Origin of the sequence: Chitinophaga tropicalis, assembly GCF_009758205.1 — a bacterium.
Taxonomy (GTDB): domain Bacteria; phylum Bacteroidota; class Bacteroidia; order Chitinophagales; family Chitinophagaceae; genus Chitinophaga; species Chitinophaga tropicalis.
Map to the genome: position 1 here is coordinate 668717 of NZ_WRXN01000001.1, position 26359 is coordinate 695075.

30 protein-coding genes are annotated in these 26359 nt (G+C 47.5%); 17 read left to right on the forward strand and 13 right to left on the reverse strand.

Features of this window, described 5'->3' with window-relative positions; all coding sequences use genetic code 11:
* Nucleotides 1-4: 4 nt before the first annotated feature.
* Nucleotides 5-673 carry a hypothetical protein gene (locus tag GO493_RS02795; RefSeq protein ID WP_157304585.1) on the reverse strand — a complete coding sequence of 223 codons (669 nt, stop codon included), beginning with the start codon at nucleotides 671-673 and terminating at the stop codon, nucleotides 5-7.
* Between the two features lie 66 nt (nucleotides 674-739).
* Here GO493_RS02795 and paaA point away from each other — a divergent pair, with 66 nt between their 5' ends.
* The 5 genes from paaA to nadD all read left to right on the forward strand — a co-directional run bounded on the left by paaA (nucleotide 740) and on the right by nadD (nucleotide 4210).
* Nucleotides 740-1744 carry a 1,2-phenylacetyl-CoA epoxidase subunit PaaA gene (gene paaA / locus GO493_RS02800; protein ID WP_198315456.1) on the forward strand — a complete coding sequence of 335 codons (1005 nt, stop codon included), beginning with the start codon at nucleotides 740-742 and terminating at the stop codon, nucleotides 1742-1744.
* A 46-nt stretch (nucleotides 1745-1790) separates the two neighbouring features.
* Nucleotides 1791-2162 carry a 1,2-phenylacetyl-CoA epoxidase subunit PaaB gene (gene paaB, locus GO493_RS02805; protein WP_157304586.1) on the forward strand — a complete coding sequence of 124 codons (372 nt, stop codon included), beginning with the start codon at nucleotides 1791-1793 and terminating at the stop codon, nucleotides 2160-2162.
* Nucleotides 2163-2205: 43 nt separating this feature from the next.
* Entirely contained in the window at nucleotides 2206-2961 is a 756-nt protein-coding gene (gene paaC / locus GO493_RS02810; RefSeq protein ID WP_157304587.1) for a 1,2-phenylacetyl-CoA epoxidase subunit PaaC, read from the forward strand.
* A 12-nt stretch (nucleotides 2962-2973) separates the two neighbouring features.
* Nucleotides 2974-3465 carry a 1,2-phenylacetyl-CoA epoxidase subunit PaaD gene (gene paaD / locus GO493_RS02815; RefSeq protein ID WP_157304588.1) on the forward strand — a complete coding sequence of 164 codons (492 nt, stop codon included), beginning with the start codon at nucleotides 2974-2976 and terminating at the stop codon, nucleotides 3463-3465.
* Between the two features lie 175 nt (nucleotides 3466-3640).
* Nucleotides 3641-4210, forward strand: coding sequence for a nicotinate (nicotinamide) nucleotide adenylyltransferase (nadD, locus tag GO493_RS02820; RefSeq protein WP_157304589.1), 570 nt, complete (start codon nucleotides 3641-3643; stop codon nucleotides 4208-4210).
* 3 nt (nucleotides 4211-4213) lie between these two features.
* Here the strand turns inward: nadD and GO493_RS02825 are convergent, their stop codons facing one another.
* A complete protein-coding gene (locus GO493_RS02825) occupies nucleotides 4214-5248 on the reverse strand; it encodes an AI-2E family transporter (RefSeq protein ID WP_157304590.1) in 1035 nt (344 codons plus the stop codon).
* Between the two features lie 249 nt (nucleotides 5249-5497).
* On the opposite strand from GO493_RS02825, the gene GO493_RS02830 reads away from it, so the two are divergent.
* The 3 genes from GO493_RS02830 to GO493_RS02840 are packed head-to-tail and all read left to right on the forward strand — an operon-like array spanning nucleotide 5498 to nucleotide 6557.
* A complete protein-coding gene (locus tag GO493_RS02830) occupies nucleotides 5498-5695 on the forward strand; it encodes a YtxH domain-containing protein (RefSeq protein WP_157304591.1) in 198 nt (65 codons plus the stop codon).
* Between the two features lie 26 nt (nucleotides 5696-5721).
* Nucleotides 5722-6159 carry a hypothetical protein gene (locus tag GO493_RS02835; protein ID WP_157304592.1) on the forward strand — a complete coding sequence of 146 codons (438 nt, stop codon included), beginning with the start codon at nucleotides 5722-5724 and terminating at the stop codon, nucleotides 6157-6159.
* Nucleotides 6160-6188: 29 nt separating this feature from the next.
* Nucleotides 6189-6557, forward strand: a complete 369-nt coding sequence (locus GO493_RS02840) for a hypothetical protein (protein ID WP_157304593.1) — start codon at nucleotides 6189-6191, stop codon at nucleotides 6555-6557.
* 7 nt (nucleotides 6558-6564) lie between these two features.
* Here the strand turns inward: GO493_RS02840 and GO493_RS02845 are convergent, their stop codons facing one another.
* Nucleotides 6565-7590: an SPASM domain-containing protein gene (locus GO493_RS02845; protein WP_157304594.1), complete on the reverse strand. Its 1026-nt coding sequence runs from the start codon at nucleotides 7588-7590 to the stop codon at nucleotides 6565-6567.
* A gap of 122 nt (nucleotides 7591-7712) precedes the next feature.
* On the opposite strand from GO493_RS02845, the gene GO493_RS02850 reads away from it, so the two are divergent.
* Both GO493_RS02850 and GO493_RS02855 read left to right on the forward strand, forming a co-directional pair.
* The gene (locus tag GO493_RS02850) at nucleotides 7713-8495 is read left to right on the forward strand and encodes a glycoside hydrolase family 25 protein (protein WP_317165397.1); all 783 of its coding nucleotides are present in this window, start codon (nucleotides 7713-7715) and stop codon (nucleotides 8493-8495) included.
* A 9-nt stretch (nucleotides 8496-8504) separates the two neighbouring features.
* On the forward strand, nucleotides 8505-8783 hold the full coding sequence (locus GO493_RS02855; RefSeq protein ID WP_157304595.1) for a hypothetical protein: 279 nt from the start codon (nucleotides 8505-8507) through the stop codon (nucleotides 8781-8783).
* A 47-nt stretch (nucleotides 8784-8830) separates the two neighbouring features.
* Here the strand turns inward: GO493_RS02855 and GO493_RS02860 are convergent, their stop codons facing one another.
* Nucleotides 8831-9043, reverse strand: a complete 213-nt coding sequence (locus GO493_RS02860) for a general stress protein CsbD (RefSeq protein WP_157304596.1) — start codon at nucleotides 9041-9043, stop codon at nucleotides 8831-8833.
* A gap of 514 nt (nucleotides 9044-9557) precedes the next feature.
* Between GO493_RS02860 and GO493_RS02865 the strand changes: the two genes are divergently transcribed.
* Entirely contained in the window at nucleotides 9558-9740 is a 183-nt protein-coding gene (locus GO493_RS02865; RefSeq protein WP_157304597.1) for a hypothetical protein, read from the forward strand.
* Nucleotides 9741-9859: 119 nt separating this feature from the next.
* On the opposite strand, the gene GO493_RS02870 is transcribed toward GO493_RS02865, so the two are convergent.
* Nucleotides 9860-10282, reverse strand: coding sequence for a YybH family protein (locus GO493_RS02870; RefSeq protein WP_157304598.1), 423 nt, complete (start codon nucleotides 10280-10282; stop codon nucleotides 9860-9862).
* Nucleotides 10283-10362: 80 nt separating this feature from the next.
* On the opposite strand from GO493_RS02870, the gene GO493_RS02875 reads away from it, so the two are divergent.
* From GO493_RS02875 to GO493_RS02885, 3 genes are read left to right on the forward strand one after another with little or no spacing between them, the layout of a single operon-like run.
* Complete coding sequence (locus GO493_RS02875) at nucleotides 10363-11553, forward strand: DegT/DnrJ/EryC1/StrS family aminotransferase (protein ID WP_157304599.1); 1191 nt, start codon at nucleotides 10363-10365, stop codon at nucleotides 11551-11553.
* A 9-nt stretch (nucleotides 11554-11562) separates the two neighbouring features.
* Complete coding sequence (gene kdsB, locus GO493_RS02880; RefSeq protein WP_157304600.1) at nucleotides 11563-12303, forward strand: 3-deoxy-manno-octulosonate cytidylyltransferase; 741 nt, start codon at nucleotides 11563-11565, stop codon at nucleotides 12301-12303.
* Nucleotides 12304-12362: 59 nt separating this feature from the next.
* The gene (locus GO493_RS02885; RefSeq protein ID WP_157304601.1) at nucleotides 12363-13439 is read left to right on the forward strand and encodes an iron-containing alcohol dehydrogenase family protein; all 1077 of its coding nucleotides are present in this window, start codon (nucleotides 12363-12365) and stop codon (nucleotides 13437-13439) included.
* A 133-nt stretch (nucleotides 13440-13572) separates the two neighbouring features.
* Here GO493_RS02885 and GO493_RS02890 read toward each other — a convergent pair whose 3' ends face one another.
* The 5 genes from GO493_RS02890 to GO493_RS02910 form a co-directional block, all read right to left on the reverse strand.
* Nucleotides 13573-14799, reverse strand: coding sequence for an MFS transporter (locus tag GO493_RS02890; RefSeq protein WP_157304602.1), 1227 nt, complete (start codon nucleotides 14797-14799; stop codon nucleotides 13573-13575).
* A 72-nt stretch (nucleotides 14800-14871) separates the two neighbouring features.
* Nucleotides 14872-15015, reverse strand: coding sequence for a hypothetical protein (locus tag GO493_RS02895; RefSeq protein ID WP_157304603.1), 144 nt, complete (start codon nucleotides 15013-15015; stop codon nucleotides 14872-14874).
* Nucleotides 15016-15100: 85 nt separating this feature from the next.
* On the reverse strand, nucleotides 15101-17074 hold the full coding sequence (locus tag GO493_RS02900; RefSeq protein WP_157304604.1) for an alpha-ketoacid dehydrogenase subunit alpha/beta: 1974 nt from the start codon (nucleotides 17072-17074) through the stop codon (nucleotides 15101-15103).
* An 11-nt stretch (nucleotides 17075-17085) separates the two neighbouring features.
* Nucleotides 17086-17436, reverse strand: a complete 351-nt coding sequence (locus GO493_RS02905) for a phage holin family protein (RefSeq protein WP_157304605.1) — start codon at nucleotides 17434-17436, stop codon at nucleotides 17086-17088.
* 136 nt (nucleotides 17437-17572) lie between these two features.
* Nucleotides 17573-18493, reverse strand: a complete 921-nt coding sequence (locus tag GO493_RS02910) for a hydroxypyruvate isomerase family protein (protein WP_157304606.1) — start codon at nucleotides 18491-18493, stop codon at nucleotides 17573-17575.
* 181 nt (nucleotides 18494-18674) lie between these two features.
* On the opposite strand from GO493_RS02910, the gene GO493_RS02915 reads away from it, so the two are divergent.
* The 3 genes from GO493_RS02915 (at nucleotide 18675) to GO493_RS02925 (ending at nucleotide 22432) form a co-directional block, all read left to right on the forward strand.
* Nucleotides 18675-19646 (forward strand): formylglycine-generating enzyme family protein, encoded by a 972-nt coding sequence (locus tag GO493_RS02915; RefSeq protein ID WP_157304607.1) that lies wholly within the window; start codon nucleotides 18675-18677, stop codon nucleotides 19644-19646.
* A 55-nt stretch (nucleotides 19647-19701) separates the two neighbouring features.
* Nucleotides 19702-21039, forward strand: coding sequence for a Gfo/Idh/MocA family protein (locus GO493_RS02920; protein WP_157304608.1), 1338 nt, complete (start codon nucleotides 19702-19704; stop codon nucleotides 21037-21039).
* A gap of 70 nt (nucleotides 21040-21109) precedes the next feature.
* Nucleotides 21110-22432: a D-alanyl-D-alanine carboxypeptidase/D-alanyl-D-alanine-endopeptidase gene (locus tag GO493_RS02925; RefSeq protein WP_157304609.1), complete on the forward strand. Its 1323-nt coding sequence runs from the start codon at nucleotides 21110-21112 to the stop codon at nucleotides 22430-22432.
* A gap of 65 nt (nucleotides 22433-22497) precedes the next feature.
* Here GO493_RS02925 and GO493_RS02930 read toward each other — a convergent pair whose 3' ends face one another.
* The 3 genes from GO493_RS02930 to GO493_RS02940 form a co-directional block, all read right to left on the reverse strand.
* Nucleotides 22498-23142 (reverse strand): hypothetical protein, encoded by a 645-nt coding sequence (locus tag GO493_RS02930; protein WP_157304610.1) that lies wholly within the window; start codon nucleotides 23140-23142, stop codon nucleotides 22498-22500.
* Between the two features lie 124 nt (nucleotides 23143-23266).
* Nucleotides 23267-24625, reverse strand: coding sequence for a hypothetical protein (locus GO493_RS02935; RefSeq protein ID WP_157304611.1), 1359 nt, complete (start codon nucleotides 24623-24625; stop codon nucleotides 23267-23269).
* 194 nt (nucleotides 24626-24819) lie between these two features.
* Nucleotides 24820-26268, reverse strand: coding sequence for a Gfo/Idh/MocA family protein (locus tag GO493_RS02940; protein WP_157304612.1), 1449 nt, complete (start codon nucleotides 26266-26268; stop codon nucleotides 24820-24822).
* Between the last annotated feature and the right edge of the window lie 91 nt (nucleotides 26269-26359).

Consider the following 26359-nt stretch of genomic DNA (forward strand, 5'->3'; position numbering starts at 1 on the left):
CTGCTTACCGGTTATAAATATTAAAGGACAACCAGCTGGCGGACCATGGCTGGCGGCCGGGTGTAAGCGCCCCTTCCAGGGTAAGCGTAGCCAGCGCATCTGCTACTGTACGCTTCCATTTCTGCTGTGCAATAGGGTCCTGTCCATGATTCGTCTCTGCATCATAGGCGTCCTGCAGCTTATTCATTTCCCGGAAAGACTCAATATATTGATACTGAATGATACTGTCATAGTCTTCCACTGTAAGTTCCATGTTCTTAATACGCTGCTGGTAACGGAGAGCCACCAGCCAGGTAATATCAAAATGCAGCTGCTCATGCGCCAGTCCCTCCGCATCCCGCACAATAGGCTTAACCCAGGAAGAGCTCTTGACAAAAAACACCTGCAGGATAAGATTGATCTGCAGCGTGTCCTTTTTCAACAGGCTTTTCCCTTCATAGGCAAAACTGGTATAAGCTACCGCCCCGCTTTTTCCACGAAGGGGTGGAGTGGCAGTAAAATCTGTCCAGCGTAGCTTCCTGGTGGTATGGTAGAACAAGGTATCCGAAGCCGGATCTTCAGGCCTCCGGTCAGGAACAAAAACCACTTTTATTATAGTGGTACGGGCAGTATCTGCCGGTGGCGCCGACACCGGGAACAAACAGTATAATAGCAGTTGCGGTAGTAAAAACATAGTGGCCCGTTATGGATTTAAAGGTACATTTTTTCGTAACTTACGGTTTACCAAAACAATCGCACTATGTACGGTGGCGGATATATACATGACGAACCGAACAGGCCCCCGCAAAAAGACGCCTTTTTGCAGGAGGACCCTGAAAAACTGGCCGCATTTGAAATGCGCATCGCCAACGGGGAGAAAATAGAGCCGGGCGACTGGATGCCGGCCGAATACCGCAGGCAGCTGATTCGCCTTATTGAACAGCACGCCCACTCCGAAATTATCGGCGCTCTTCCTGAAGGTACCTGGATAACCCGGGCTCCCGGATTTAAACGCAAACTGGCACTCATAGCCAAAGTACAGGATGAAGTAGGCCACGGACAACTGCTCTATAACGCAGCAGAAACCCTGGGCAAATCCCGCGAAGCTATGATCAATGACCTGCTCAGCGGGAAATCCAAGTATTCCAACGTATTTAATTACCCTGCAGAGACCTGGGCAGATGTAACTGTAATAGGCTTCCTTATAGACGCTGCCGCTATCGTTAACCAGGTAGCCAACAGTAAAGGCTCTTACGGCCCTTACTGCCGGGCGCTGGAAAGGATCTGCTATGAAGAAAGCTTCCACCTTAAACAGGGGCATGACGCATTCATAGAACTGGCTACAGGTACCCCCGCTCAGAAAGCAATGCTGCAGAACGCCCTGAACCGCTGGTGGCAACCCATCATGCATTTCTTCGGTCCGCCGGATAAAGCCTCCAGCCACAGTGAAAAGCTGATGCAATGGAAAGTGAAAATGGCAAGTAATGACGATATGAGGGACCAGTTCCTCAACGCCTATGTGCCTAAAATATGGGAACTGGGACTGACACTGCCAGACCCGCTGCTGAAAAAGAATGAAGAAACAGGCCGCTGGGAATACTCCGATCCTGACTGGGACCTCTTCTTTGAAGTCATTAAAGGGAACGGCCCCTGCAACCAGGAACGGCTCAACGTCAGAAGATGGGCCGAAGAAAGAGGCCGGTGGATAAGAAAAGCGTTAATGCAGACAGATACACGGGAAGAACAGGTGTTCCCCGTTGCATAACAGAAGATCAATAGTTTAAAAGTACCCCGGATTATAAAGTACCACGATGATGAACAACTCTCTGGACCCACGTGTGAATCGCCTCAGGTTAGATCATACTGATGGTCCCGTTACAATAGAAGAAGGTGAGAACTGGAACGTTTATGAAGTATTTCACCAGGAAAAACGCGGAGCCCACCACGAACATGTAGGTTGTGTACATGCCCCCGACGCCGGTATGGCGCTCATTTTTGCAAAAGAACAATTTGGCCGGCGTAAAAAATGTGTCAATATCTGGGTAGTACGCAGTGCAGATATACTGGCTTTCGATGCGGAAGATGAAGATATGTTTGCCAACAACCTTGAAAAGACCTATCGCGATGCCAGCGGCTTCAGGGTAATGGAAAAGATCAACAAATTCAAATCACAGGCAAAATAAACTGCAGATACCCCTGCGGAATGCTTAATCTCAGAAAATATTTATGAACATAAATCAAGCACTGGTTGCGCTGATCACGCAAATGGCGGACGATGAGCTCATCATCGGGCACCGGAACTCCGAATGGACCGGGCTGGGGCCCATTATGGAAGAAGACATCGCCTTTTCCTCCATGGCACAGGATAAGATAGGCCATGCCTGGGCATTGTACAGGATCTTACAGGAACACCTGGAAGGAGATGATCCTGACAGGATAGCCTTTCTGCGCCCCGCAGCAGCATTCAGGTGCTGCCACCTGGTAGAACTGCCTATAGGTTCCTACGAGTTCAGCCTGATGAGACATTTCCTGTTTGACCATGCTGAAACCATACGCTATAACAGCCTTTACCAGAGCAGCTTCATGCCATTGCAGCAGCTTGCCCGTAAAGTAAAAGGAGAACTGAAATACCATACCCTGCATGCAGATGCCTGGATACTGCAGCTCTGTAAAGCAGGAGAGGAGGGGCACTCCAGGATGCAGGCCGCCCTCAATGATTGCTTCCCGCTGGCCTGCGGCATTTTTGAGCCCGGCCAGGCAGATGCCCTGCTGGCAGAAGAAAATATCTATCCCGGCGAAGCCGCTTTGTATGAACAATGGATAGAAAATATTAACCGCGTATTACGAAAGGCAGAACTCACACTGCCGGAAAAAATAACACCCGTATATGGTGGGCGTAAAGGGCAGCATACCCCTCACCTCGAAGCCCTGCTGGAAGAGATGGGAGAAGTATTCAGACAGGACCCTGCAGCCACCTGGTAGAAAGATGCTAATATGAAAGGAACAATCACACAAGAGGCCGTTTATCAATCACTTGCAAAAGTAATGGACCCGGAAATCCCAGTGTTGAACATACTGGAACTGGGCATGATAACAGAAGTGACTGTCGGCGCGGAAAGCATAGAGATCAAAATGATCCCCACTTTCGCCGCCTGTCCTGCTATTGAGGTCATTAAGCAACAAATAAGAACGGCTGTGGAAGAAGATCTGCATGTACCCGTAACAGTGATAGTAGATAAGACTGTACAATGGAACAGCAACCGTCTTTCTCCCGAAGCAAAGGAAAAGCTCCGCAACTTCAGGATAGCTCCGCCACAAATATTACAGGGAGAGGTAGAAATGGAAATGCTGGAACATACCGTTTGCCCGCATTGCGGAAGTGAGAACACCTATCTGCGTTCTCCTTTCGGATCTACATTATGCCGGGCCATTCACTATTGCCGTAACTGCGGGATGATGTTTGAACAATTTAAACCATTGTCATAATAAATTATAGCCGCGCGCAGCGCAAAACATAACATAAAATCGCCGCTTAAACCGCTGCTTCGCGCCTGAAATTGTTTCTCAGCCGCGCGCAGCGCAAAGAAAAAACATTGCAAAAATCGCGTTTGCCGAAGGCGAACGCGATTTTTGCTTACATTCACGCTCAAAAAAAAGGGGCATGAAGATCGGCTTATATTTCGGGTCCTTTAATCCAATACATACCGGGCACCTCATCATTGCTAACTACGTAGCATACAACACCGACCTGGACAAAGTCTGGTTTGTCGTTTCTCCCCAAAACCCGCTAAAACCATCAGGCTCACTCCTGAATGAACACAACCGTTTTCACCTTGTAGAACTGGCCATAGAAGGAGAATCCAGGCTTCGCGCCAGCAATATCGAATTTTCCCTGCCCAGGCCCTCTTTTACCATAGATACACTGACCTATCTCTCTGAAAAGTTCCCAACCCAGCAATTCACCGTCATTATGGGAAGTGACAGTTTCCAGAACCTGCCCCGGTGGAGGAACTATCAGCAGATCGTCAGAAACTATCCCATCTATGTTTACCTGAGGCCCGGACATGAAGTGACAGAGACATATGGCGCCCAGGTAGAAATACTGAAAGCCCCCATGCTGGACATATCATCCACCAATATCAGGCATTATATCAAAGAAGGAAAGCCTATCCGTTACCTGGTGCCTGACAACGTGGCCGCCTATATTGCAGAGAACAATTATTATAAGTAGCCGTTACCGTTTTACCGTTACTTCCCTCTTCTTGGTAAGGTATTCATTGGAATATATTTCCAGCAGCAGTATGAACATGGAAATAAGCAGGGGACCGAATATCAGGCCAATGAACCCGAAAAGATTAACCCCTATCAGCACCCCGAATACCGTGATCAGCGGATGCACATCTCCTATTTTTTTAGCCAGCATAAACCTGAAGATATTATCAGAAGATCCCACTATTATAAAGCCATAGGCCAGTATGCCGAAGCCCTGCCATGTATTGTTATCGGCTATCAGGAAAATACCCATTGGCACATACACAGCTGCAGCCCCCACTACCGGCAGCATGGCAGTAAAGCAGGTAACGGCAAACCAGAAGAATGGCTGGGGAACATGGAAAATGAAATATCCCACCAGCGATACTATACCCTGAACAACGGCAATGGCCGGAATACCAACGGCATTGGCAATCACCAGTTTATGGAATTCAGTACCCAGGCGTAGCACATTTTCATCTTTCAGGGGAATATATTCATATAGCCATGCTTCCATTTCCCGGCCATTGACCAGCATAAAATACAGGATAAAATAAAGGATGGCAATAGCGGTAAGGGTATTGAAGGTAGCGCCCAGCAACGCCGGAAGAGCTGACGCAATATACCCCTGTAGTCTCTCCAGCCTTACCTGGGAGAGAATATCAAGATTGGTAGCTTCTCGTATACGGTTATTCACCGTCTGTATGCCCTTGATCAGCTCTGAAGAATGTTCAATGGCATAACCAACCTTGTTTGTCAGCATATTGATCAGCATTCCGAATGGCAGCAGGATAATAATGAATGACAGCACCATCAGCACCGCCGCGGCCAGGCTCTTTTTCCAGCGCCGGTTCTCCGTAAGCCGGAACATGTACTTACGGCAGATTATATAAAAGGTAATGGCGCCGAGAAAGCCGGGGAAAAATGTATACAGTTCAGAAAATAACAGGGTTGCCAGCAATACAATGATCAGCAGAAAGCTGACCTGCTTGACACGTTCATTATCAATTACGCTCATGAGGGTATGTTAAACTGTCAGTGAATGCCTGTAGTACACAAAAAAGATACCGTTCGCAGCAATAGGCGCAGCCTCTTGCTAATTAAACCAATCAAGCCTGTAAAGTGTTTACACAAGGCAGGTTATTGTGTATATGGGAGACTGATTTAACAAATGGTTTTTTTCTTTTATGAATTATTGGAATAGTGTTTGTAACCTGTACTACACAGCCTGTTGAAATATATCTTTTAAAATCTAAAACTATAATTTATGGCGAGCAACACTTCAAAAGCCGTTGTATCATTTATTGTTGGCGCTGCGGTAGGCGTAGCAGTAGGTTATTTCCTGAATTCTGACAAGAAGGATGAACTGGTAGATAAACTGAAATACCAGGCAGGTAGGTTAAAAGACAAACTGAGAAAGAAAAAAGAGCAATATGAAGATTCGCTCGAAAATGAGTTGGTTTAATCTCTTATTGCATCAAAAACGTTTGCATGGAAGACAACTTCGGCAATTATTTCAATCAGACGGGCAAGGTTGCCAAAGAATACCTGGAAACCCGGCTTGACCTGATTAAACTTCAGGCAGCAGGAAAGCTATCAAAAGCGCTTGCGCTTTTTTTCTCACTGATACTGGCTTTCCTGCTGTTCTTTTTTGTGATAGTATTCCTGGGCATGGTGCTCGGCTTCTGGATAGGCGAAATGACCAACAGCGTTACCCTCGGATTTTCCTGCTCTGCAGGACTGTTTATTCTCCTGCTGGCTGTTTTGCTGATCTTCCGGAAAGCCATTATCCAACGCCCCCTCTCAAATATCCTGGTCCGGGAGTTAATGAGTGAAATGGATATTGACCCCGAAGGCGATAATGAGGAAGAGAAGGGAAAAGATGCTATCCGGAAAACGGAAGAAGAAGAATTATATGAACAGTTATAATGCCTGCAGGAAAATGAAAAATTTTACACATGCCTAAGGTAAAAATTACCAGTAATGACCTGTTGGAAAAGGAGATCAGCCGTTTAAAGAAACGCTCGCGCGTACTGGAAAATGAGCTGGGCAACAGGGTAGATCACTTCAGAGATAACTATAAGAAGATGGCGCTTAACTCCGTCATACCAGGCAGCGCCAAACATAGCGGATGGATGGGCATGGTCGGCAATTTTGCAAAAGTGGTCTGGCAGAGCGGCAAGGTCAAATCTTTTACTACCAATGCCTTAATGACAGCACTGGAATTTGCCGGCGTACGGTTGGGTATCAACCTGTTCGACAAATTCCGTAAAAGCCGCAGCAAAAAGAAGAAAGCCAGAGCTGCGGCAGAGAAAGAAGGTCATTGATTGTTTGTTATCCCCAGACCTTTGTTCCCTCACTGCAGTTGGCGCAGATATCAATATTGCTTCGTCCACGCTGTATGCTGGTGCGGAACTGGATATACTGATCATTATGCCATAATTCCTTCAGAGATTGTTTCTTCAGGTCGCCCAGCTTATGCTGCGCATCCTTGTCAAAGCAGCAGGGCACCACCAGCCCGTCCCACGTAATAACAGGAGAATGCCATAATCTCCAGCAATGATTCCCCATCTTATTCTTGATCGCATAAGTGCCATCCTCATTACGGTGGTAGCGGCTGTATTTATCTATTGTTGGGATCAGACGGTTACCTTCTTCATAATCATATACCTGGGCAGTTTTAAACCGCACCTCATCAACACCTATTTCTTTTGCCAGCTTTTTAATGTCTTCTATCTGGTGCTCATTAGGCTTTACCACCAGGAACTGGAAGAAAACGAACGGGGTTTTCGATTTCAGCTCTTTCTTCCATTTCACGATATTTTTAGCCCCCTGTATCACTTTCTCCAGGTTGCCGCCTACCCGGTACTGCGTATATACATCCTGTGTGGTCCCGTCTATAGAAATGATCAGCCTGTCCAGGCCACTCTCCACCGTTTTACGGGCTGCAGCATCTGTCAGGTAATGCGCATTGGTAGAAGTGGCAGTGTAAATGCCCTTGTCATGCGCATACTTTACCATGTCCAGGAAGCCGGTATTCAGATAAGGCTCTCCCTGGAAATAAAAGATCAGGTAAAGCAGTTCCTTATGGATCTCGTCAATCGTTTTACGGAAAAAATCCTGCTGTAACATGCCCGTAGGACGGGTAAATGCCCGTAACCCACTGGGACATTCCGGGCAACGGAGGTTGCAGGAAGTGGTAGGCTCGAAAGATACAGACACCGGGTAGCCCCATTGTACAGGCTTGCCCGTCCACTTGCTCACAAAGTAGCTGCTTAGCACTTTGGTAGCATTCCATGTACGGCGGAATGTGAGCTTGGAAAAGAGATTCAGCGTATCATTCAGGTTAAATTCAGGCATGGCAACATCTACTTATTGTTGTAAAAATAAGATAACTATGCGGGTTATGTATAATAATAATTATACTTGCTGTGAAATTGAGGATGTTACACCACCTTTAGCCAAAGCTGAACAACTTAAAAGTGCCTACATTAAGAATACGAAAAGCCTGGCGGGCATTGCTCGCCGTATTATTCCTTGCTATCATAACTTTTGCCGGCTGGCTCTGGTGGCTGCAACGGGAAGACGCCCTGAACTTTGTACGGTATGAAGAATTTGGGATTGACATGCCGGTCAACTATTCCATCCACGGTATCGACGTGTCAAAATTCCAGAAAAATATTAACTGGTCTGCCGTAGAACAGATGCAGGTAGACAAGATCCACATCTCCTTTGCTTTCATAAAAGCGACCGAAGGCATTACCCGGCAGGACGCCAATTTCAGACAGAACTGGCAACGGGCAAAGAAAGCCGGCATTATCCGCGGAGCATACCACTTTTTTTACTCCACCCGTGACCCGTTCAAACAGGTCATCAACTTTCAGAACGTAGTACAGCTGGAACCCGGAGATCTGCCACCCGTACTGGATATAGAAGTTCATAATAACCAGCCTCCCGCACAGATAAGATCTACCGCGCGGATCTGGCTGGAAGAAATGGAAAAAGCATATGGCATAAAACCTATTATCTATACCAATATCCATTTCTATGAAACGTATCTTGGAGAAGAATTTGATGATTATCCTCTGTGGGTAGCGCATTATTACCAGAAAGAACGGCCATCTACCAAAAAGTCCTGGCTGTTCTGGCAACATAGCGATATGGGCCGGGTAAACGGAATCAGCACAACGGTGGATTTTAACGTTTTCAGAGGAGACAGCCTGGCGCTCCGTAAATTATGTATCCGGGCAAACCCCTCACACTAAATATTTTCTATGGAATCTGAGGAACCACAACAAGACCGGAAAGAGCAGTTCGATATGCGTATTGTCTTTTACTTTGTAAGGATCATGCGTACAGTATTCCTGTTCTTCTTCCTGATGATCATCAACGTATTCCTGGGGTTATACCTGGGCTTTGCAGTACCGGAAGACTCTACTCCGGGCAGGATGATCTTTTTCTACAGCTGGTTCGTACTAAGTCTTGCAGGCTATATCTATTTGATGATAAAGATGTGGAGAAAGGCCGATCACGTGCAGGATAACTACAAATAAAAAAGTGATCAGTCACATTTCTGCAACTGATCACTTAAGCCGTAATTTTATAGCATTGTCGAATGCTGAAGATATGCCTTCTGCATACCTTTGATAATGAGGGCTATGTCTTCCTCTGACTTGCCGGTTTTACGGACAAGCTTTACATACAGCTCCTGTTCTTTCCCATTTTCAAATTTCAGATCATCATCTGAAAGCTCAGCAAAACGCTTCTTAAGTAATGGTTTCAGTACCGACCACTGGTAGCTCTGGATGTTCATAAAAAGCAGATTTAATTGAGTTTATATTGTTAGTATCCCTGGTTGCCAATTATCGGTTCCGACCGGGTAATTTCAGGATCGCTGCAACCTGCTATTGTTGAGGTATAATAGCCATGGTTATCAATTTAATCCGGCTGGATGTAATATAATTCAACATCTATGCCATTGCTTAGCAGGCATAAGGGTTAAAAAAATATGTATACTACTCGTGTAAGTAGCTCCTGTGGCGCGTTTGAAGTCAAGTAAGGCCTGGACAGGCCTGTTTCTGCTGTGCTAAAATTTTGCTAAATCGTACTGCCACTGTGATTGCAATAGATTGCACCGGCCGGGGCCATGCCTGGCTGTGGAAGAGAATGCGTAGACGTAACAACGGCAGATGGGGCATTTTGTGGAGCAGGATACTCATAAGCTCTGACCAAACCTACAATTAGCCTGTATTTCAGAGGTGGAACAGACTTTGCAACATAATAATCATGATGCCCCTGTATGTTTAACATTATTAAAACGGAAAATAATGCTAAGTGAAAAAGAGAAGGAAAAGAAACCTTCAGAAGAATATCACCAGGAGGAACAACATCCCGTTGAAATATTAAAAACCGATAAAGCAGACAATGTTACCAACCCCCTTCATGGCGATCTTTCAGAGAAACCTGAAAAGGAAAATAAAGTAGCCAGGGATCAGGATACTAAAGACTAATAGTGACCATAAGATTTATTGATTAACCCTCTTTTTTATTATGGAACCTAATTAGTGAGAACTTCTTCTTTAATGTTGTGGTGTATAGCAGGCCGTCCCATTCATGGGATGGTTTTTTTTTAACTACTATGGTCGGCAATGATCTTCCAGCTGCCCCCGATCTGTTTGATCAGCAGCGTAAAATGTCCCTCCAGGTCGCCAATAGACCGCTGCAGATGCCATTTGCCTACAATAAAGTACAACCCGGTAGCCAGGGGCTTCATTTCCAGTATATTGAAATTTAACTTGCCCATGGCAGTTGTATCCGGATAGGAACGCTTATAATTATCCAGCGTAGCCTGCCAGCCATATGTAGGACCTCTCTTGCCTATAAAGATCAGGGAATCTGACTGCCAGTAGGTAGACATGAACTCTTCCAGGTTACCCGCATTCCAGGCAGCAGTCTGCTTTGCCAGCAACGCACTGATGGCAGACTGCGGCTGTTGGGCCCGTAGCATGGCCAGGGGGGCCATCAAGAGAATAAAAGACAATACAAAACGCATGTTAATTTTTAGTAAAAGATAAATAGTTTTTCTGATGCAGGGCAATGCGATTATACTACCTTTGCAAAAATCAACAACTTATGCCCGGATATGAATTTTTTGGCCCGGAAGAACGCAAAGAAATAAATGATGTGCTGGAAACAGGCATTTTTATGCGTTATGGCTTTGATGGCCCGCGTAAAGGCATCTGGAAAGCAAAAGAGCTGGAACAGGCCATATCTCAGAAACTGAATGTTGCCCATACCCACCTGGTATCCAGCGGTACTGCTGCACTTACAACAGCAATGGCCGCATTAGGTATCGGCGCCGGAGATGAGGTGATCATGCCTACTTTTACATTTGTGGCTAGCTTCGAATGTATCTTCTCTGTAGGAGCTACCCCCGTACTGGTGGACGTGGATGATACGCTCACACTGGACCCTAAAGCCGTGGAAGCAGCAATCACCCCCCGCACCAAAGCCATTATGCCCGTACACATGTGCGGCGCCATGGCAGACCTGGACGCACTGAAAGCAATCTGCGATAAACACAACCTGATATTACTTGAAGACGCCTGCCAGTCATTCGGCGCTACCTATAAAGGTAAAGCGCTGGGCACTATTGGTCATGCCGGCACCTTCTCCTTCGATTTCGTAAAAACGATCACCTGCGCAGAAGGCGGCGCCATCGTCACAAACGACAAAGACGTATATCTTAAATGTGACGCCTACGCAGACCATGGTCATGACCACCTCGGCGTAGACCGCGGAGCTGACCTGCACCCTTACATCGGGTACAACTACCGCATCTCCGAACTGCATGCCGCAGTTGGCCTGGCACAGGTACGCAAGCTGGATACCTTCCTGGAAATACAGCGCAAAACCAAAAAGATCTTCAAAGACGCACTGGCAGCCATTCCCGGAGTAACTTTCCGCCGCCTGCCAGACGCTGACGGAGACAGCGCCACATTCCTCGGCTTCTTCCTGCCGGAAGAATCACAGGCACGCGCCGCCGCAGCCGCAATGAAAGCCGCCGGACTGGCCACCTTCTACTACTTTGATAACAACTGGCACTACATCCGCAACTGGGAACACTTTAAACAGAGCGCCGTACTTTCCCGCTTTGCTCCCGGACTGCAACAGGCCATGGAACTGTATAAAGTGAAACAATTCCCTGTTTCAGACGCGCTGATGAGCCGTTGTATCTGCACCCCCATCAACCTGGGCTGGAGCGATGAAGAAGTACAACAGCGTGCAGAAAAACTGGCGAATGCCGTAAAAAGTGCGTTATAATCAGACAACATGAAGAAAATAGCCCTGATCCCCGCCCGTTTAGGCGCCACCCGTTTTCCTTCAAAACTGATGGCTAACCTGGGAGGAAAAACTGTAATACGGCATACTTACGATAACACCGTAAAAACAGGCGTCTTTGACGAGGTAATGGTGGTATGTGACAGCGAGATCATCTACAACGAAATAGTAAACAACGGTGGTAAAGCCGTCATGAGCCAAAAGGAACATGAGTGCGGCACTGACCGTATTGCCGAAGCCGTAGCCGGCAGAACAGATGTGGATATCGTAGTGAATGTACAGGGCGATGAACCCTTCACCCAGAAAGCACCCCTGGAAAAACTCCTGCAGGTGTTTGATGGCGAAGCCGGCAAACAGGTACAGGTAGCCTCCCTCATGCAGGAACTCAAAGACTGGAAAGCCATTGAAGATCCCAACTACGTAAAAGTAGCAGTAGATAAACACTTCAATGCGCTCTTCTTCTCCCGTTCTGTTATTCCATACCCGCGGGACAAACAGGTAAGATCTGTCTACTATGAACATATTGGTATCTATGCATTTCGCAGGCAAACCCTGCTGGACTTTACACAAATGCCTGTAAGTCCGCTGGAAGCCGCAGAAAAGATAGAATGCCTGCGCTACCTGGAAAATGGTATCCCGCTCAAAATGGTAGTCACAGAATATATGGGCGTGGAGATAGATACGCCGGAAGACCTGCTGAAAGCAGAACAATTCCTGCAAAACATTAAATAATTCAGTATTGCCCCGGTTTGAGAAAACCGGGGCAACACAAATAATTCTAACAAACAGCAATGAAATTCAGGAACTTTAAAATGGTCGACTATGTGGTATTTGGCCGCGGTGCGTTTGACCAGCTTGACGAAATACTGGCGCCCCGCCGTAAAGGCGATGCTCCCATGATCTTCTTTACAGACCATTTTTTCCAGGATAAACCTGCTTTTGCGGCACGTATCCCCCTGCGTGGAAAAGACAAGATCGTTTACATAGATGTAACCGACGAACCCAAGACCAAATATGTAGATAAAGTTCGCGATGAACTGAAAGCAGAATTTGGCGAAGTAAGCGGTATTATCGGCATTGGCGGCGGCTCCGTAATGGATATGGCCAAAGCCGTAGCCCTGATGATGACAAACCCCGGCTCCTCGGCCGACTACCAGGGATGGGACCTCGTAAAAGTAGCCGGCGTATACAAAGTAGGTATTCCTACTCTCTCCGGTACCGGCGCTGAAGTAAGCCGCACCTGCGTACTTACCGGCCCTACCCGCAAACTGGGAATGAACTCTGACTTCACCCCGTTTGACCAGATAGTGCTGGACCCTGACCTGATCAAAGGCGCTCCTGTAAATCAGCAGTTCTATACAGCGATGGACTGTTACATTCACTGTATCGAATCCCTGCAGGGCACTTACCTCAACGCCTTCAGCCGCTCTTACGGCGAAGAAGCGCTGCGCCTCTGCCAGGAGATCTTCCTGCACAAAGACAAGTGGGATGACGATGCTGATGAGAAACTGATGATGGCCTCCTACGCCGGTGGTATGAGCATCGCCTACTCCCAGGTGGGTGTAGCCCACGCAGTGAGCTACGGACTGTCTTACCTGCTCGGCACCAAACACGGCATCGGTAACTGTATCGTATTTGACAAACTGGAAGAATATTACCCGGAAGGAGTGAAGGAGTTTAAGCAGATGGTGAAAAAACACAACATCGAAATTCCGCAGCATATCACCAAAGACCTGACTGACGAACAGTTCAATAAGATGATCGATGTATCGTTGGGAATGGCGCCACTTTGGGAAAACGCATTGGGTAAAGACTGGAAAGAGATCATGACCCGCGAAAAACTGCGCGCTTTATACGAGCAGCTATAATTATATTTTTAGCCGCGTTTGTCACAACCAGCTCTGCGTCTGTCACAAAACATTCCCAGCCCCGCGCAGCGGACACACTATACAAAAAAACGCTTTTGCCGAAGGCAAAAGCGTTTTTTTGTGCAATTTCTTTTTAATGAAAAAACCTCCTTATAGGTACCCGCATCTGCACAAACCGCCACATCACCTGCAACCTGCGGTTATGATAAATAAACAACAGGTAAAAAGCAGCCAGCAGGGTTACAAAAGCAGTAGCATAGAATGTGATCGGGAAGTATCTCGCATCATTATGATAAATGAAGGCGGAAAGATAAGCGCCCAGGCCTATACCAGCCTCCATAGAAATATACATAGTAGCCAGCGCCCTTCCTTTAAACTGGGGATGCCCCAGGTCAACCGTCCAGGCAGTAATAGCAGGAGAATTCAATCCTACGGAAATACCGTAAATAACGGCAGCTGTCAGCATCATAGCCGGTGTACTGGCAATGGCCAGGATAAATACCGCCAGCGCCATGGTAATAGCAGATATCTTCAGCACCGGCACCCTGCCGTGCTTATCAGATACCTTTCCTGCCAGTAAACGTATGCCTATAGATGCCGCTGTAAAGAAAGTAAAGAACAATCCCTTATTCTGAATACCCAGGTAGGTACTGAAATCCGGTATGATAGTGAACAGTACGCCATAGCTGAGATAGGTCAGGAAGGTGATGATGACCGGGGCCAGCACCAGCGGCTCAAAGATCTCATGCCTTGATATTTTAAGTGCAGAAAAGCTGAAGCCCTGTTTATCTGCCAGCGTTTCTTTCATACCTCCTAACAGGATCACAACAGAAAGAAGGGCAAACGCGGCAGATACCTGGAACATGACATGGATATTCCATATATGCGTGATCTGTCCGCCAATAGCCGGACCAATAGCCAGCCCTATAGTACTGAACAATCCAACCATCCCCATTGCCTCCGCACGGCGGTGGGCAGGTACAATATCAGAAACATAAGCGGCAGTGCCGGTAGGCTTGAAGCCGGTAGAAAATCCATGAAAGAAACGGAGCAGAAGAAAAGCGCCTACAGAACTCACCAAAGGATACAACAGGCTGCACACAACACATATTACAGACCCGAAAACCATTACAGGCACACGCCCTATAGTATCTGTAAGTTTTCCGCTGAAGGGCCTTGACAAACCCGCCATCAGGGTAAAGAGAGCCAGTATGTAGCCTTTATAATCTTCGCCGCCCATTTGGGTAAGGTAGGCAGGCAATTCAGGGAGCAACATATTAAAGCTGGCAGAGAACAACGCATTGCTGAGACATAGCATGATAAAGTGGAAGGTATACACTCTTCCGGGCAACTGATCCATGCTGCAAAGGTACAATAAAAAAGCAGCACCACTACCGTAGCGCTGCTTTTGAATATCGTAAATAGTTAGTTATTAGCGTTTAGCGTATCTGATGGCTGCGTACAGGAACATCGCTGCAAACAGGATAATAACGCCATAAGTCAGATAGTGAGCAAATTTATCTCCAGCCCTGTAGAATTCAGTAGTTTCTACGTTATTGATTACTTCAAGCAACATAAAAAGAATGTTTAATGATCCGGGACGCAAGTTAGGGCATTATGTTTAAAAATCCCAACAGTTTGTCTCTGTCTCTGCCGGCCACTTAATAATCTACCAACTGCTGTACATCCCTATGCAACCTCGTCTTAGCCAGAAAATTCTTTTCCAGCCCCGCAGCAAAAGGCACAGGCGTATCTAACCCCGCACACCTTATCACCGGCGCATCCAGCATCTGAAAACAATGCTGCGCTATCCACGCCGCAATCTCTCCACCCAACCCACCGGTCAAACTATCCTCATGCAACACCAGCACTTTCCCCGTAGCCGCCACAGCAATCCTGATAGCATCATAATCCAACGGAAGCAGCGTACGCAGGTCCAGGATATAAACAGACAACTCAGGATGCTGCTGCACATATTCCAGCGCCCAATGCACCCCGCTGCCATAGGTAATGATACATATCTCATCACCCTCCTGTACCACTCTTGCTTTCCCTATTTCCGTCGTATAATAACTATCAGGCACCGGCCCGCTAATACTCCGGTAAAGCGCTTTATGCTCAAAATACAATACCGGGTTAGGATCTGCAAAAGCCGCCAGCAGTAAGCCCTTCGCATCCTCAGGCGTGGAAGGGTAAACTACTTTAAGACCAGGTACATGAGTGAACCATGCCTCATTACTCTGTGAATGGAACGGCCCCGCACCCACACCAGCCCCTGCGGGCAGACGTATCACCACATCGGCATGCTGCCCCCAGCGGTAATATATCTTCGCAAGATTATTAACTATCTGGTTGAAACCGCAGGTCACAAAATCTGCAAACTGCATTTCTATCATACTCTTATATCCCATAATAGACAGCCCAAGTCCCGCACCCACAATAGCGCTTTCACAAAGCGGCGTATTTCTTACCCGCTCTTTCCCGAACTGAGCTGTAAAACCTTCAGTGATCTTAAAAGCCCCGCCATATTCCGCAATATCCTGTCCCATAAGCACCAGGTTAGGATGTTGTTCCATAGCCTGGCGCAGGCCATCAGAAATAGCATTGATGAAACGTTTCTCCGTAACCGGAGCAGATGCTGCTACCGGCGGTGGAGCCGGAGCATAGATGTCATTTAGCTCTTCAGCAATGCTGACCGGCATGGCCGGTTCTGCCAGGGCAGTGGTTATATCCCTGTCTATTTCCTGCCGTATTGCCTCCCGGATAGTATTTATCCTCTCGTCATCCAGCAGATGAAGGTATTGCAGGAAAGATTCAAAATGCTTTACCGGATCTTCCTTAGCCCATTCTTCCAGCAGGGCAGGAGGGATGTATTTGGTACCGCTGGCTTCCTCATGCCCCCGCATACGGAAGGTCATCGCCTCTATCAGGACAGGCTGCTGCTCCTGCAGGGCGTAACCTTTAGCTTCTTTGACGGCATGATAAACTTCCAGCAGGTTATTGCCGTTAATGCGCATTCCCCGCATACCATATCCTGCTGCACGTTGCACCAGCTGTTCACAATGGTACTGTTCAGAAACAGGGGTACTGAGCCCGTACCCGTTATTTTCTATCAGGAAAATGACCGGCAGCCCCCATACTGAAGCCACATTGAGAGCTTCGTGAAACTCTCCTTCACTGGTGCCCCCTTCGCCGGTAAATACAAGAGAGACCTTCTGTTCTGCATTCAGTTTATGCGCCAGGGCAATACCGTCTGCAACAGAAAGCTGAGGGCCCAGGTGAGAGATCATACCACATATGTGATGCGCCCTGCTGCCAAAATGAAAGGAGCGTTCCCTGCCTTTGCTATATCCCAGCGAACTGCCCTGCCATTGGTGGAACAGCCGCTGTAAAGGCATTTGCCTGGCAGTGAACACTCCCAGGTTACGGTGCAGGGGCAATATCCACTCATCTGCCTCCAGCGCCAGCGTAGCGCCTACGGCAATAGCTTCCTGGCCAATGCCGGAAAACCATTTCGTGATTTTGCCCTGTCGCAGTAACAACAACATTTTTTCTTCGACCAGCCGCGGGTAAAGAAGGGTTTTGTAAAAAGTCAGCAAGGCCTCGTCACTGATATGTGCACGATCAAAATACATTGTGTAAAATATCAATCATCAGCGCCTGTACCTGCCAGGCTATGCATTATACCACTTACAATAGTCAGCACCAGGCTGAATATCAATGCCCAGAAGAAACCATCTACTTTAAAGCCGGAAACGAGCTTCGATGCCAGCAGGATAATAATGGCGTTGATCACCAGCAGGAACAACCCCAGCGTCAGAATAGTAGCCGGAAGGGTCAGGATTACCAAAACAGGTTTTACCAGCATGTTTAAGATAGCCAATACCAGTGCAAGCACAAGCGCAGTAATAAAATCCTTGATCCGTACACCAGGAAGAACATATGCGGTGAGCATTGCAGCCAGTGCTGTAACAAGCAGCCGGAGGAGAAAATTCATAGCGATAATTTTCAGGGAAGGTAATAAATATAATAAAAATCAATCCCACCGGCCGGAGGCCGGTTAAAACCCGTCTCAAAAAATTGCTTTCGCCGAAGGCGAAAGCAATTTTTTGAGCAATTCTTTCATCCCTGCATCACAGGAAATCATCACTCTCCCTATACGCCTTAATCAAAGCCATTTCCCCCTCTTTCCCCGGAAAAGCATTCCCATGCTCCATACCCAATACTCCCTTGAATCCTTTTTTATGCAGATGTTTGAAGATGTTCTTATAATTGATCTCGCCCGTAGTCGGTTCCTTACGGCCGGGATTATCTCCTATCTGGATGTAGGCAATTTCATCCCAGCACATGTCCATTACCGGTATAAGGTTACCGGTATTACGCTGCATGTGGTAGATATCATATAGTATCTTACAGCTGGGACTGTTCACCGCCTTGCAGACCATATAGCTCTGTTCTGCCGTGCGGAGGAAAAGATCAGGGTTGTCACTCAGCGGTTCCAGCACCATGATCAGGCCCTGTTTCTCCAGGATAGCAGAACCCATGCGTAGGGCTTCTATCACATTGGCGGTTTGTATACCTATAGGCAGGTTGCGCTCAAAATAACCGGGTACAACCGTAGCCCATCTGGCGTTAACGCGTTTAGCCGTTTCCAGCGCCTTTGTGCATATGTTAACGAAGTTGTCTTTAAATTCCTGTTTGCCGGTGGCGAGAGATACCTTCCAGTTATCTCCGGCGTCTATCACAAATACGCCCATCTGCATACCCAGCTTGCTCAGCAGGTTGCCTATCTTTTCCTGCATGGCCGGTTCCCGCTTCATCATGCCATTATCTTCTATGGCGCGGAAGCCCTGGTCATGCATGAACTTTATCTGGTCAAGAATATCATTGCCTCCGTTGTTTTTGAACATACCGTCATGTGGGGCATAGTTCAGATTGAAAGTCTTACCTGTCTGTTCCGGAGAAGGGTTTTGCTGTGCAGCGGCTGCGCTGCCAAATGCCAGGGTAGAGAGACCCGCCAGGGTACCCTGCTGAAGAAATTGTCTTCTTTCCATAACGTTAATTAAAGGGTTGAGTGCATGAATAATTAAAAGTAGCAGGTTTTTGATTGGATTGCAAGCTCAATTCAGGCATTACACGCATGAAAAGTGTTAAAAACATTGCATTCCCAAACTGGATTTAATAAATTCACCACATTATCAAAATCTCTTTCCGGAAAATCTATTAATTATTGTTATGAAAAACAGACTATTGGCGTTGCTGCTTGGAACTATGCTGGCTGATACAGCGTTCGGACAGGGATCTGCCTCCCCGCCCTTTACTGCGTATGCCGAAAAACTGCCGGGAACGGACCTTACCTTCAGAATGGTACCCATACCCGCAGGAGAAGTGACCCTGGGTAGCCCTGCCGGGGAAAAAGGCAGGAAAGAAAATGAAGGGCCTCAGAAAAAAGTGAAGATCGCCGCTTTCTGGATGGGAGCGAATGAAGTCACCTTCGAACAGTACGATGTCTATTCCGATCCTGAAAAAGACAAGACCCCTGTTCCCGATGGCATGACCCGTCCCAGCCCTCCCTACATTGACCTTACCCTTGGCATGGGAAAAATGGGCGGATATCCCGCCAACAGTATGAGCCAGTATGGAGCGCTGATGTATTGCCGCTGGCTATACGCCAAAACCGGCGTATTTTACCGCCTGCCAACAGAAGCGGAATGGGAGTATGCCTGCCGCGCAGGAACAACCACCGCTTACCCCTTTGGAAATGACGCCTCCCAGCTGAAAGACTATGCCTGGTTTGCCGGGAACAGTGATAACAAATATCACAAAGTGGGAGAGCTGAAACCCAATGCCTGGGGCCTGTATGACATGCTGGGCAACGTAGCGGAATGGACGCTGGACCAGTACGACGATCAGTACCTGCAGCATGCAGCAGATACCGATCCGTGGAACAAACCAACCGCAAAAACACCCCGCACCATTAAAGGCGGCAATTACCAGGACGCAGCAGAAGCATTACGCAGCGCCAGCCGCCTGAAATCAGACATCAACTGGAACAAAAGAGATCCTCAGATCCCTAAAAGCTTCTGGTGGAACGCCGATGCGCCGTTTGTTGGCTTCCGGCTGGTACGGCCGCTGAAACAACCAACAAAGGAAGAAGCAACGCTTTTCTTTGAAGAAGTAATAGATAAATATAAAGGAGCGAGATAATTAAAACCAGGTTTCAATATTCCCCCTACACAATTAACATTAAAAAACTTCTATCATGCAACAGGAAGAATCAAAAGATTTCCACGGACAAAGCCGCAGGGACTTTGTTAAACAGTCCTCTATGCTGGCTGGCGGCATGCTGGCAATGCCGGTACTCTCTCAGGCCAACTTCTTTTCCGGAGCAGACAACGTAATAAAAATAGCGCTGGTGGGCTGTGGCGGCCGCGGTACCGGAGCTGCCGTACAGGCGCTCAACACCAAAGCCAACGTACAGCTGGTGGCAATGGCGGATGCTTTTGCTGACAGGCTGGAAAACAGCTATAACGGTATTAAGGAAGAGCTGGCAGATAAAGCCTCCCGCGTTAACGTAAAACCAGAACATAAATTTGTTGGGTTTGACGCCTACCAGAAAGCTATAGCCCTGGCAGATGTCGTGATCCTGGCCACACCGCCCGGATTCAGACCTATACACTTTGAAGAAGCCGTGAAACAGGGCAAACACGTCTTCATGGAAAAACCCGTAGCAACAGACCCTGCGGGAATCAAAAAAGTACTTGACGCTGCAGAAATAGCCAAAAGTAAAAAGCTGAACGTAGTAGTAGGACTGCAACGCAGGTACCAGGCCTCTTACCGCGAACTGTATAAACGATTTAAAGACGGTATCATTGGTGATGTTGTTTCCATGCAGGTATGGTGGAACCAGGGATCCCTGTGGATAAAACCCCGCAAACCGGAGTATACTGAAATGGAATACCAGATGCGCAACTGGTATTACTTCAACTGGCTCTGCGGAGATCATATCGTAGAACAGCATATTCATAATATAGATGTAGGTAACTGGTTCATGAACGACTATCCCGTAACCGCTACAGGTATGGGGGGCCGCGCAGTACGCACCGGGAAAGATACCGGCGAGATCTTCGACCACCACTATGTGGAATACCGCTACGGTAACGGCGTGGTGATGAACAGCCAATGCCGCCACTGGAAAGACAGCGCCAGCCGCGTAGATGAAGAGATAGTGGGACTGAAGGGCAGGATCATCTGCGACCGTGGACTGATCCAGAACCATAAAGGAAAAGTGTTATACCAGTTTGACAAGACCAAAGAAAATCAGCCTTACCAGGCAGAACATGATGAACTGTTTGCCGCTATTTCAAAAGGCGAATATAAATTCTGGGATGCCGAAAGGGCTGCCAAAACAACGCTGACAGCTATCATTGGCCGCATGGCCACTTATTCCGGCCAGGTCATTCCGTTTGACAAAGCACTGCTCTCCGGTATTAACCTGCAGCCGGCCACCTACGCATTCGATGCACAGCCTCCTGTTGTGCCCGATGCAGATGGTAACTATGCTTACGCAAAACCAGGCATTACTAGATATTTTAGCTGATGCGCTGTATATTGAGATATCGTTCATTTAAAAAGGAGGCTCCGGAAGGGGCCTCCTGCTTATAGGTAATATGAGATCAATACGCGTAGCTTTGTTGTGTGGACTGTTGCTGACACTGCAACAGGTTGTATTTGCCCAGCATGGCCAGATCACCAGGTGGGCGGAAAGTGAACTGCTGAACAGCACTGCACTCAGACAGGCGCATACAGGCATCTGCATCTATGAGCCTGCAACAGGAAAATACTGGTACCGCTACCAGGATGACAGGTATTTTACCCCCGCCTCCAACACCAAGATCTTTACCCTCTACACCGGGTTACGGCTGCTGGGAGACTCCCTGCCGGCCCTGCGCTACCTGCAGACAGATTCTGTATTATATGTAAAAGGAACCGCCGATCCGTCTTTCCTGCATCCTGACTATACCTTCCAGCCAGCCTGGCAGCTATTGCAGTCAACCGGCAAACAGATAAGCATTGTGCCGGCAGCAACAGAAAATAAACGCTTCGGTTATGGATGGGCATGGAATGATTACCAGGATTACTATCAGCCGGAATTAAATGAATGGCCCATATATGGCAATGTAGCCCGTATCCGGCACCATGGAGATACTACTATCATTACGCCCCGGCGCTTTAACGATACTGCCCACTTCTCTTACCGCAGGGATGATAAGCTGGAAGAGCTGCTGCCGGAAAGAGAAGAGTACAGCAACCGCTTCTCCCTGGCATATAACGGCAAAGATGCCAGCCTGCAGGAAGCAGAAGTGCCCTTCATTACCGGCAATACAAACGATCTGGCAGCAAGGCTGCAGGATACCCTGCATAAAGCCGTAAGTGTGGAACATAACTTTGTTCCCCTGAATGCCACAGACTTTAAGATCCTTCCCGGCATCCCGGCAGATTCTCTCTTTGTTACCATGATGCACCGAAGCGATAACTTCTTTGCAGAACAGACACTGATGATGGTTGCTGCCCGCCTGTGGGACACTATCAGCACAAAGAAGACCATTGAATTCATGGAAAGCAGCTACCTGGCAAAACTACCTGATACACCACGCTGGGTAGATGGCTCAGGCTTGTCGCGCTACAATCTTTTTACGCCCCGTGACTTTGTGAGCGTACTCTCAGATATGTATAAAAGCTATCCTCAGGAAAGGCTGTTTGCCATATTCCCCACAGGTGGTAAAGGCACACTGAAGAACTATTACCGGCAGCAGTTCGTACATGCCAAAACAGGAACATTGTCAGGCTGCGTAGCATTAAGTGGGTATCTGATCACAAAAAAGAAGAAAACACTGGTATTCAGTGTACTGGTAAATAATCATAATAATAGTGCAACCAATGTGAGACGCACAGTAGAAAGCTTCCTGACTAAAATATGGGACCAGTATTAAAGCTCCTGCACCAGTTTTTAATTTTTTAGCCGGCCGCAGGCCAAAAAAGCGCTCTCAAAAACTACTTATTTAATATCATAATCTCTCAATCTTATCGTATCTGTAGGAGAGTCTGTTTCTATATACCCGATACCCCTCGCATAATAGTAAGTCCCTATAGTTCCCACAGGAAAAGGTACTTCCCCCACCAGGACCGCAGCATCCTGCCTTACACGGACAATATCCTTGTATTCTTTGCCCAGCACGGTCATAGAAGGATTTTTTGCTTCTATCTCATACTGTAACAAGCCTCTTTGTTCCACTCCTGACAATACAAAGTTGACGGTATCCGTCCATTTGGAACCAACAGGCTGATTATCTCTGAGGTATAGTCTTGCCCCTGCCTCCAGTTCGTAATCCGGAACAGACATACCAGGTTCATACAGGAAATAATTGCCGTTACTGCAGTGAACATATTGTTCCCCGGAACCATCATTGAGAATGGAATAGTGATCTCCGTTCAATACAGTATCGCCGGTAACATTCAGTACGTATGCACCGCTGTCATGATTGCTGTTAATGTAAAGGTATTCGAAGGCAGACCCCAGGGTATAGGGCGCATAGTCGCAGGTAGTAGGTGGCTCAGGTGTCGATTCAATGCTCTTTTCTTTCCGGCAGGCCGATAGGAAGGTAACAATTGCTCCGACAGAAAACAGGATCCTATATAACATAGTTGATTTGCTCATTTATGATATAGGGCCTATAGGACTGTAAAACGGGAGTAAATGTAAGGAAAAAGTAGTTTAAATTCCTGGCCGGCCGCAGGTCCCAGAAACTCAAACTGATACACTACTGTTACTGCGGACATATAATGATAGCAGGCGTTATTGTACCGCTGCTCACATTAATGGTCGTAACCGATTGGGACAGTGTCCCGCTCTCTATAGCCGTCAGGGAGGCTGTAGTGGAAGCATCATCGCAACGGGGCACGGTTATTCTGAAATACCCCAGGTTAATAGGAATGATATATTTCAATCCGTCGATACTGAGAATAACATTTCCCCTGTTTACCGGGGCATTATTGCAATTAAGTACTGTGCCGTTTATAGTAAGGCTTCTGTTATCGGGAAACGTAACGGTAATAGGCGGTTCCTGTGTTTTTGCACCATAAGGCCCCAGCTCCTTTAACAGGAAAACATTATTGCAACGGTCCATCACACCGCTAAGTAATAAGGCATCAGCAGGCACCTTGGCAGTTATTCTGCCGGCAGAATCTGAGTAGCAGTACATAGGCACAAGCCCTATTTTGATCATGAAAGCGGTCAGTAAATTAGGAACAGGAGCGCCGGCGGGTGTTACCAGGCTTGTGTTCAGCGTTACCAGCTGAAACGTAGTCCCACAGGCCCAGTAACCATTTTGTGTAAGCGTGCCTGTATAATCAGTTCCCTGTTTCTGTGCGCTGCCTTTCCTGGTCCATTTGCCGGAAGCAGGATCAAAAAGCCAGAGAGGGATCTCTGCAGGAGCGTCCTGACCCAGTGCTGAAGGTATCTTTGCCCGGAAAGTAACAGGTTTGGTACCGTCGAAAGAGAGCAGGTTGCCATCTTCCCCCTTCACTTCCAGCGCCAGCATGCAGAAAGCACGGATACCTGTTTGCTGTTTGTTGTCATCAATGCCGCGAAGATCTCCCGGCATCTGGTCGGCAAAGGTATTATCAGACGGATCTATGTAAGAAGATTGGACGAAAGTGATACCGGAATAAGTTGATTTATCTGCTGACAGTAAAGAGGAAGGAGGGAAGGAGAGGGTGCCTCCGGAGAATGTGATCACACTGCCGTCGCCGGCATTATAAGTGTTCTGCCCCGGATGTAGCAACTCCAGCTGAGTATAATGAAGATTACTTTCTCTTACTATCAACGTACGGTATGAGGTAAAGTAGCCGGATTTTGATGCGGTTACTACAGCTGCGTTATTGTTGATACTGATATTTTCCAGCAGGAAATTCCCATCAGCATCTGTAGTAACAGTTCTGCCTCCGCCGGTTACCCCGGCATCTGCTACCGGTTGCCGCTGACCGTTCAGTATGCGGCCCTGTATACTTGTGGTGACTGTCTGCGATGGTTCTTCCTGAATCGGAGGTACTCCTTCGTAAGACATATACTTCTTGCAGGAAGTGAATGTGAATAACAATAATAATGACAATCTAAGCCAGTGCATACAGTGTGGTGTTAACGGGGGTAAATGTAATTCTCTTGATTAAAGTTAGTACTTAAATGACTGGTAACCAAAGAAATCAGATTCTGTTGCCCGGCAGCCGGAGGCTGCCATCCCCCTCAAAAAAAATCGCTTTTGCCGAAGGCAAAAGCGATTTTTTTTGACCATTTCCGCGCTGTTCCCAACGCAGAGAAATATTATACTCCCAGGCTCCAGCCATCTCTGTAAGTCCTCTTCACAAACTGGTTAGCATCATCAAAATTGGTGATCTTCATCTTCTCACTATCCCAAAGCAGCTTGATATAACGGCCAGGGAAAGAATTCTTCCCATTCACCTCTTTTTTGATATCAAAGCTCCTTATAGCCAGGTTAGCCATCAGCAAGGATTCTGTAAGCGGACCGGCAATTGAGAACGGAGAGCTGATCGCTTTGTCCTTATCGCTGTTATAACCGGCAATGGCCGCATTCACCCACTGTACGTAATGTCCTTCCGGTACACGCGCAATGGTCCTGGGCGTGTTCACCTGCTGCGTCCTGCTGGTAGGCAGTAACTTCGGGTCGCGGCCATAAGTACCACACATCATCTTTCCTTTGCTGCCAACAAGAATAGCGCCGTTACCGCCATCGCCCATCACTTCGTTAGGTCCCAGCTCTTCCGGACGCTCAGGCTGTATGCCGCCGTCCATCCAATGAAGGGTTATCTCATTACCATTTTTAGAAGGTATTTTCAGGGTAACGTGAGAAGACGGCGGACAACTTTCCGGGAAATAGCCGCGCTTGAACTCATCCACATACACACTACCTACACTGCACTCTACAGAAGTAGGATACCCCAGCCCCAGGATACGGAAAGGAGGTTCTATAATATGACATCCCATATCTCCGAGTGCGCCGGTACCATAATCCCACCAGCCACGCCAGTTGAAAGGCACCAGTTTGTCAATATAATCTTTGTAGGGAGCAGTACCCAGCCAGAGGTCCCAATCCAGTTCCTTAGGCACTTCTGCTTTCCTGTCAGACCAGGGAATGCCCTGCGGCCATACCGGGCGGTCTGTCCAGCAATACACAGTATGAACGTCGCCAATAAGCCCTGCATTATACCATTCCATCATCTGCCGTACTCCATCGCCGGAGGCGCCCTGGTTACCCATCTGCGTCACGACTTTATAGCGTTTGGCAGCTGCGGTCAGTGCACGCGCTTCATAGATGTCATGTGTAAGGGGTTTCTGAACATAAACATGCTTGCCCAGCTGCATAGCCGCCATAGCTGCCACTGCGTGCTGGTGATCCGGTGTGGATACCGTTACAGCATCAATGTTCTTATGCTCTTTGTCAAGCATTTCCCGGAAATCTTTATAGAATTTGGCTTTGGGGAACCTCTTTACAGAATTGGCAGCACGGCGGGTATCTACATCGCAGAGGAATGTGATGTCTGCCGGACCTTTAGCGATCTCTTCCAGGTCGCTTTCTCCCTTACCGCCTACACCTATACCGGCTACACGCAACCGGTCGCTGGGTGCAATAAAACCTTTACCTCCTAATACATGACGTGGAACGATCATAAAGCCGGCTGCTGCCAGAGCGCCGTTCTTTAAGAATGATCTGCGGGATTCATGACTTCCCTTGTTGTTTTTTTCCTGGACCATAGTAACAAATGTTTATACCGGTTTAAATTATTAGAAAAGGACTACCTGTAATCGTGGATAAGTTATTTTACCTAAAGTGGTTTTAAATCTA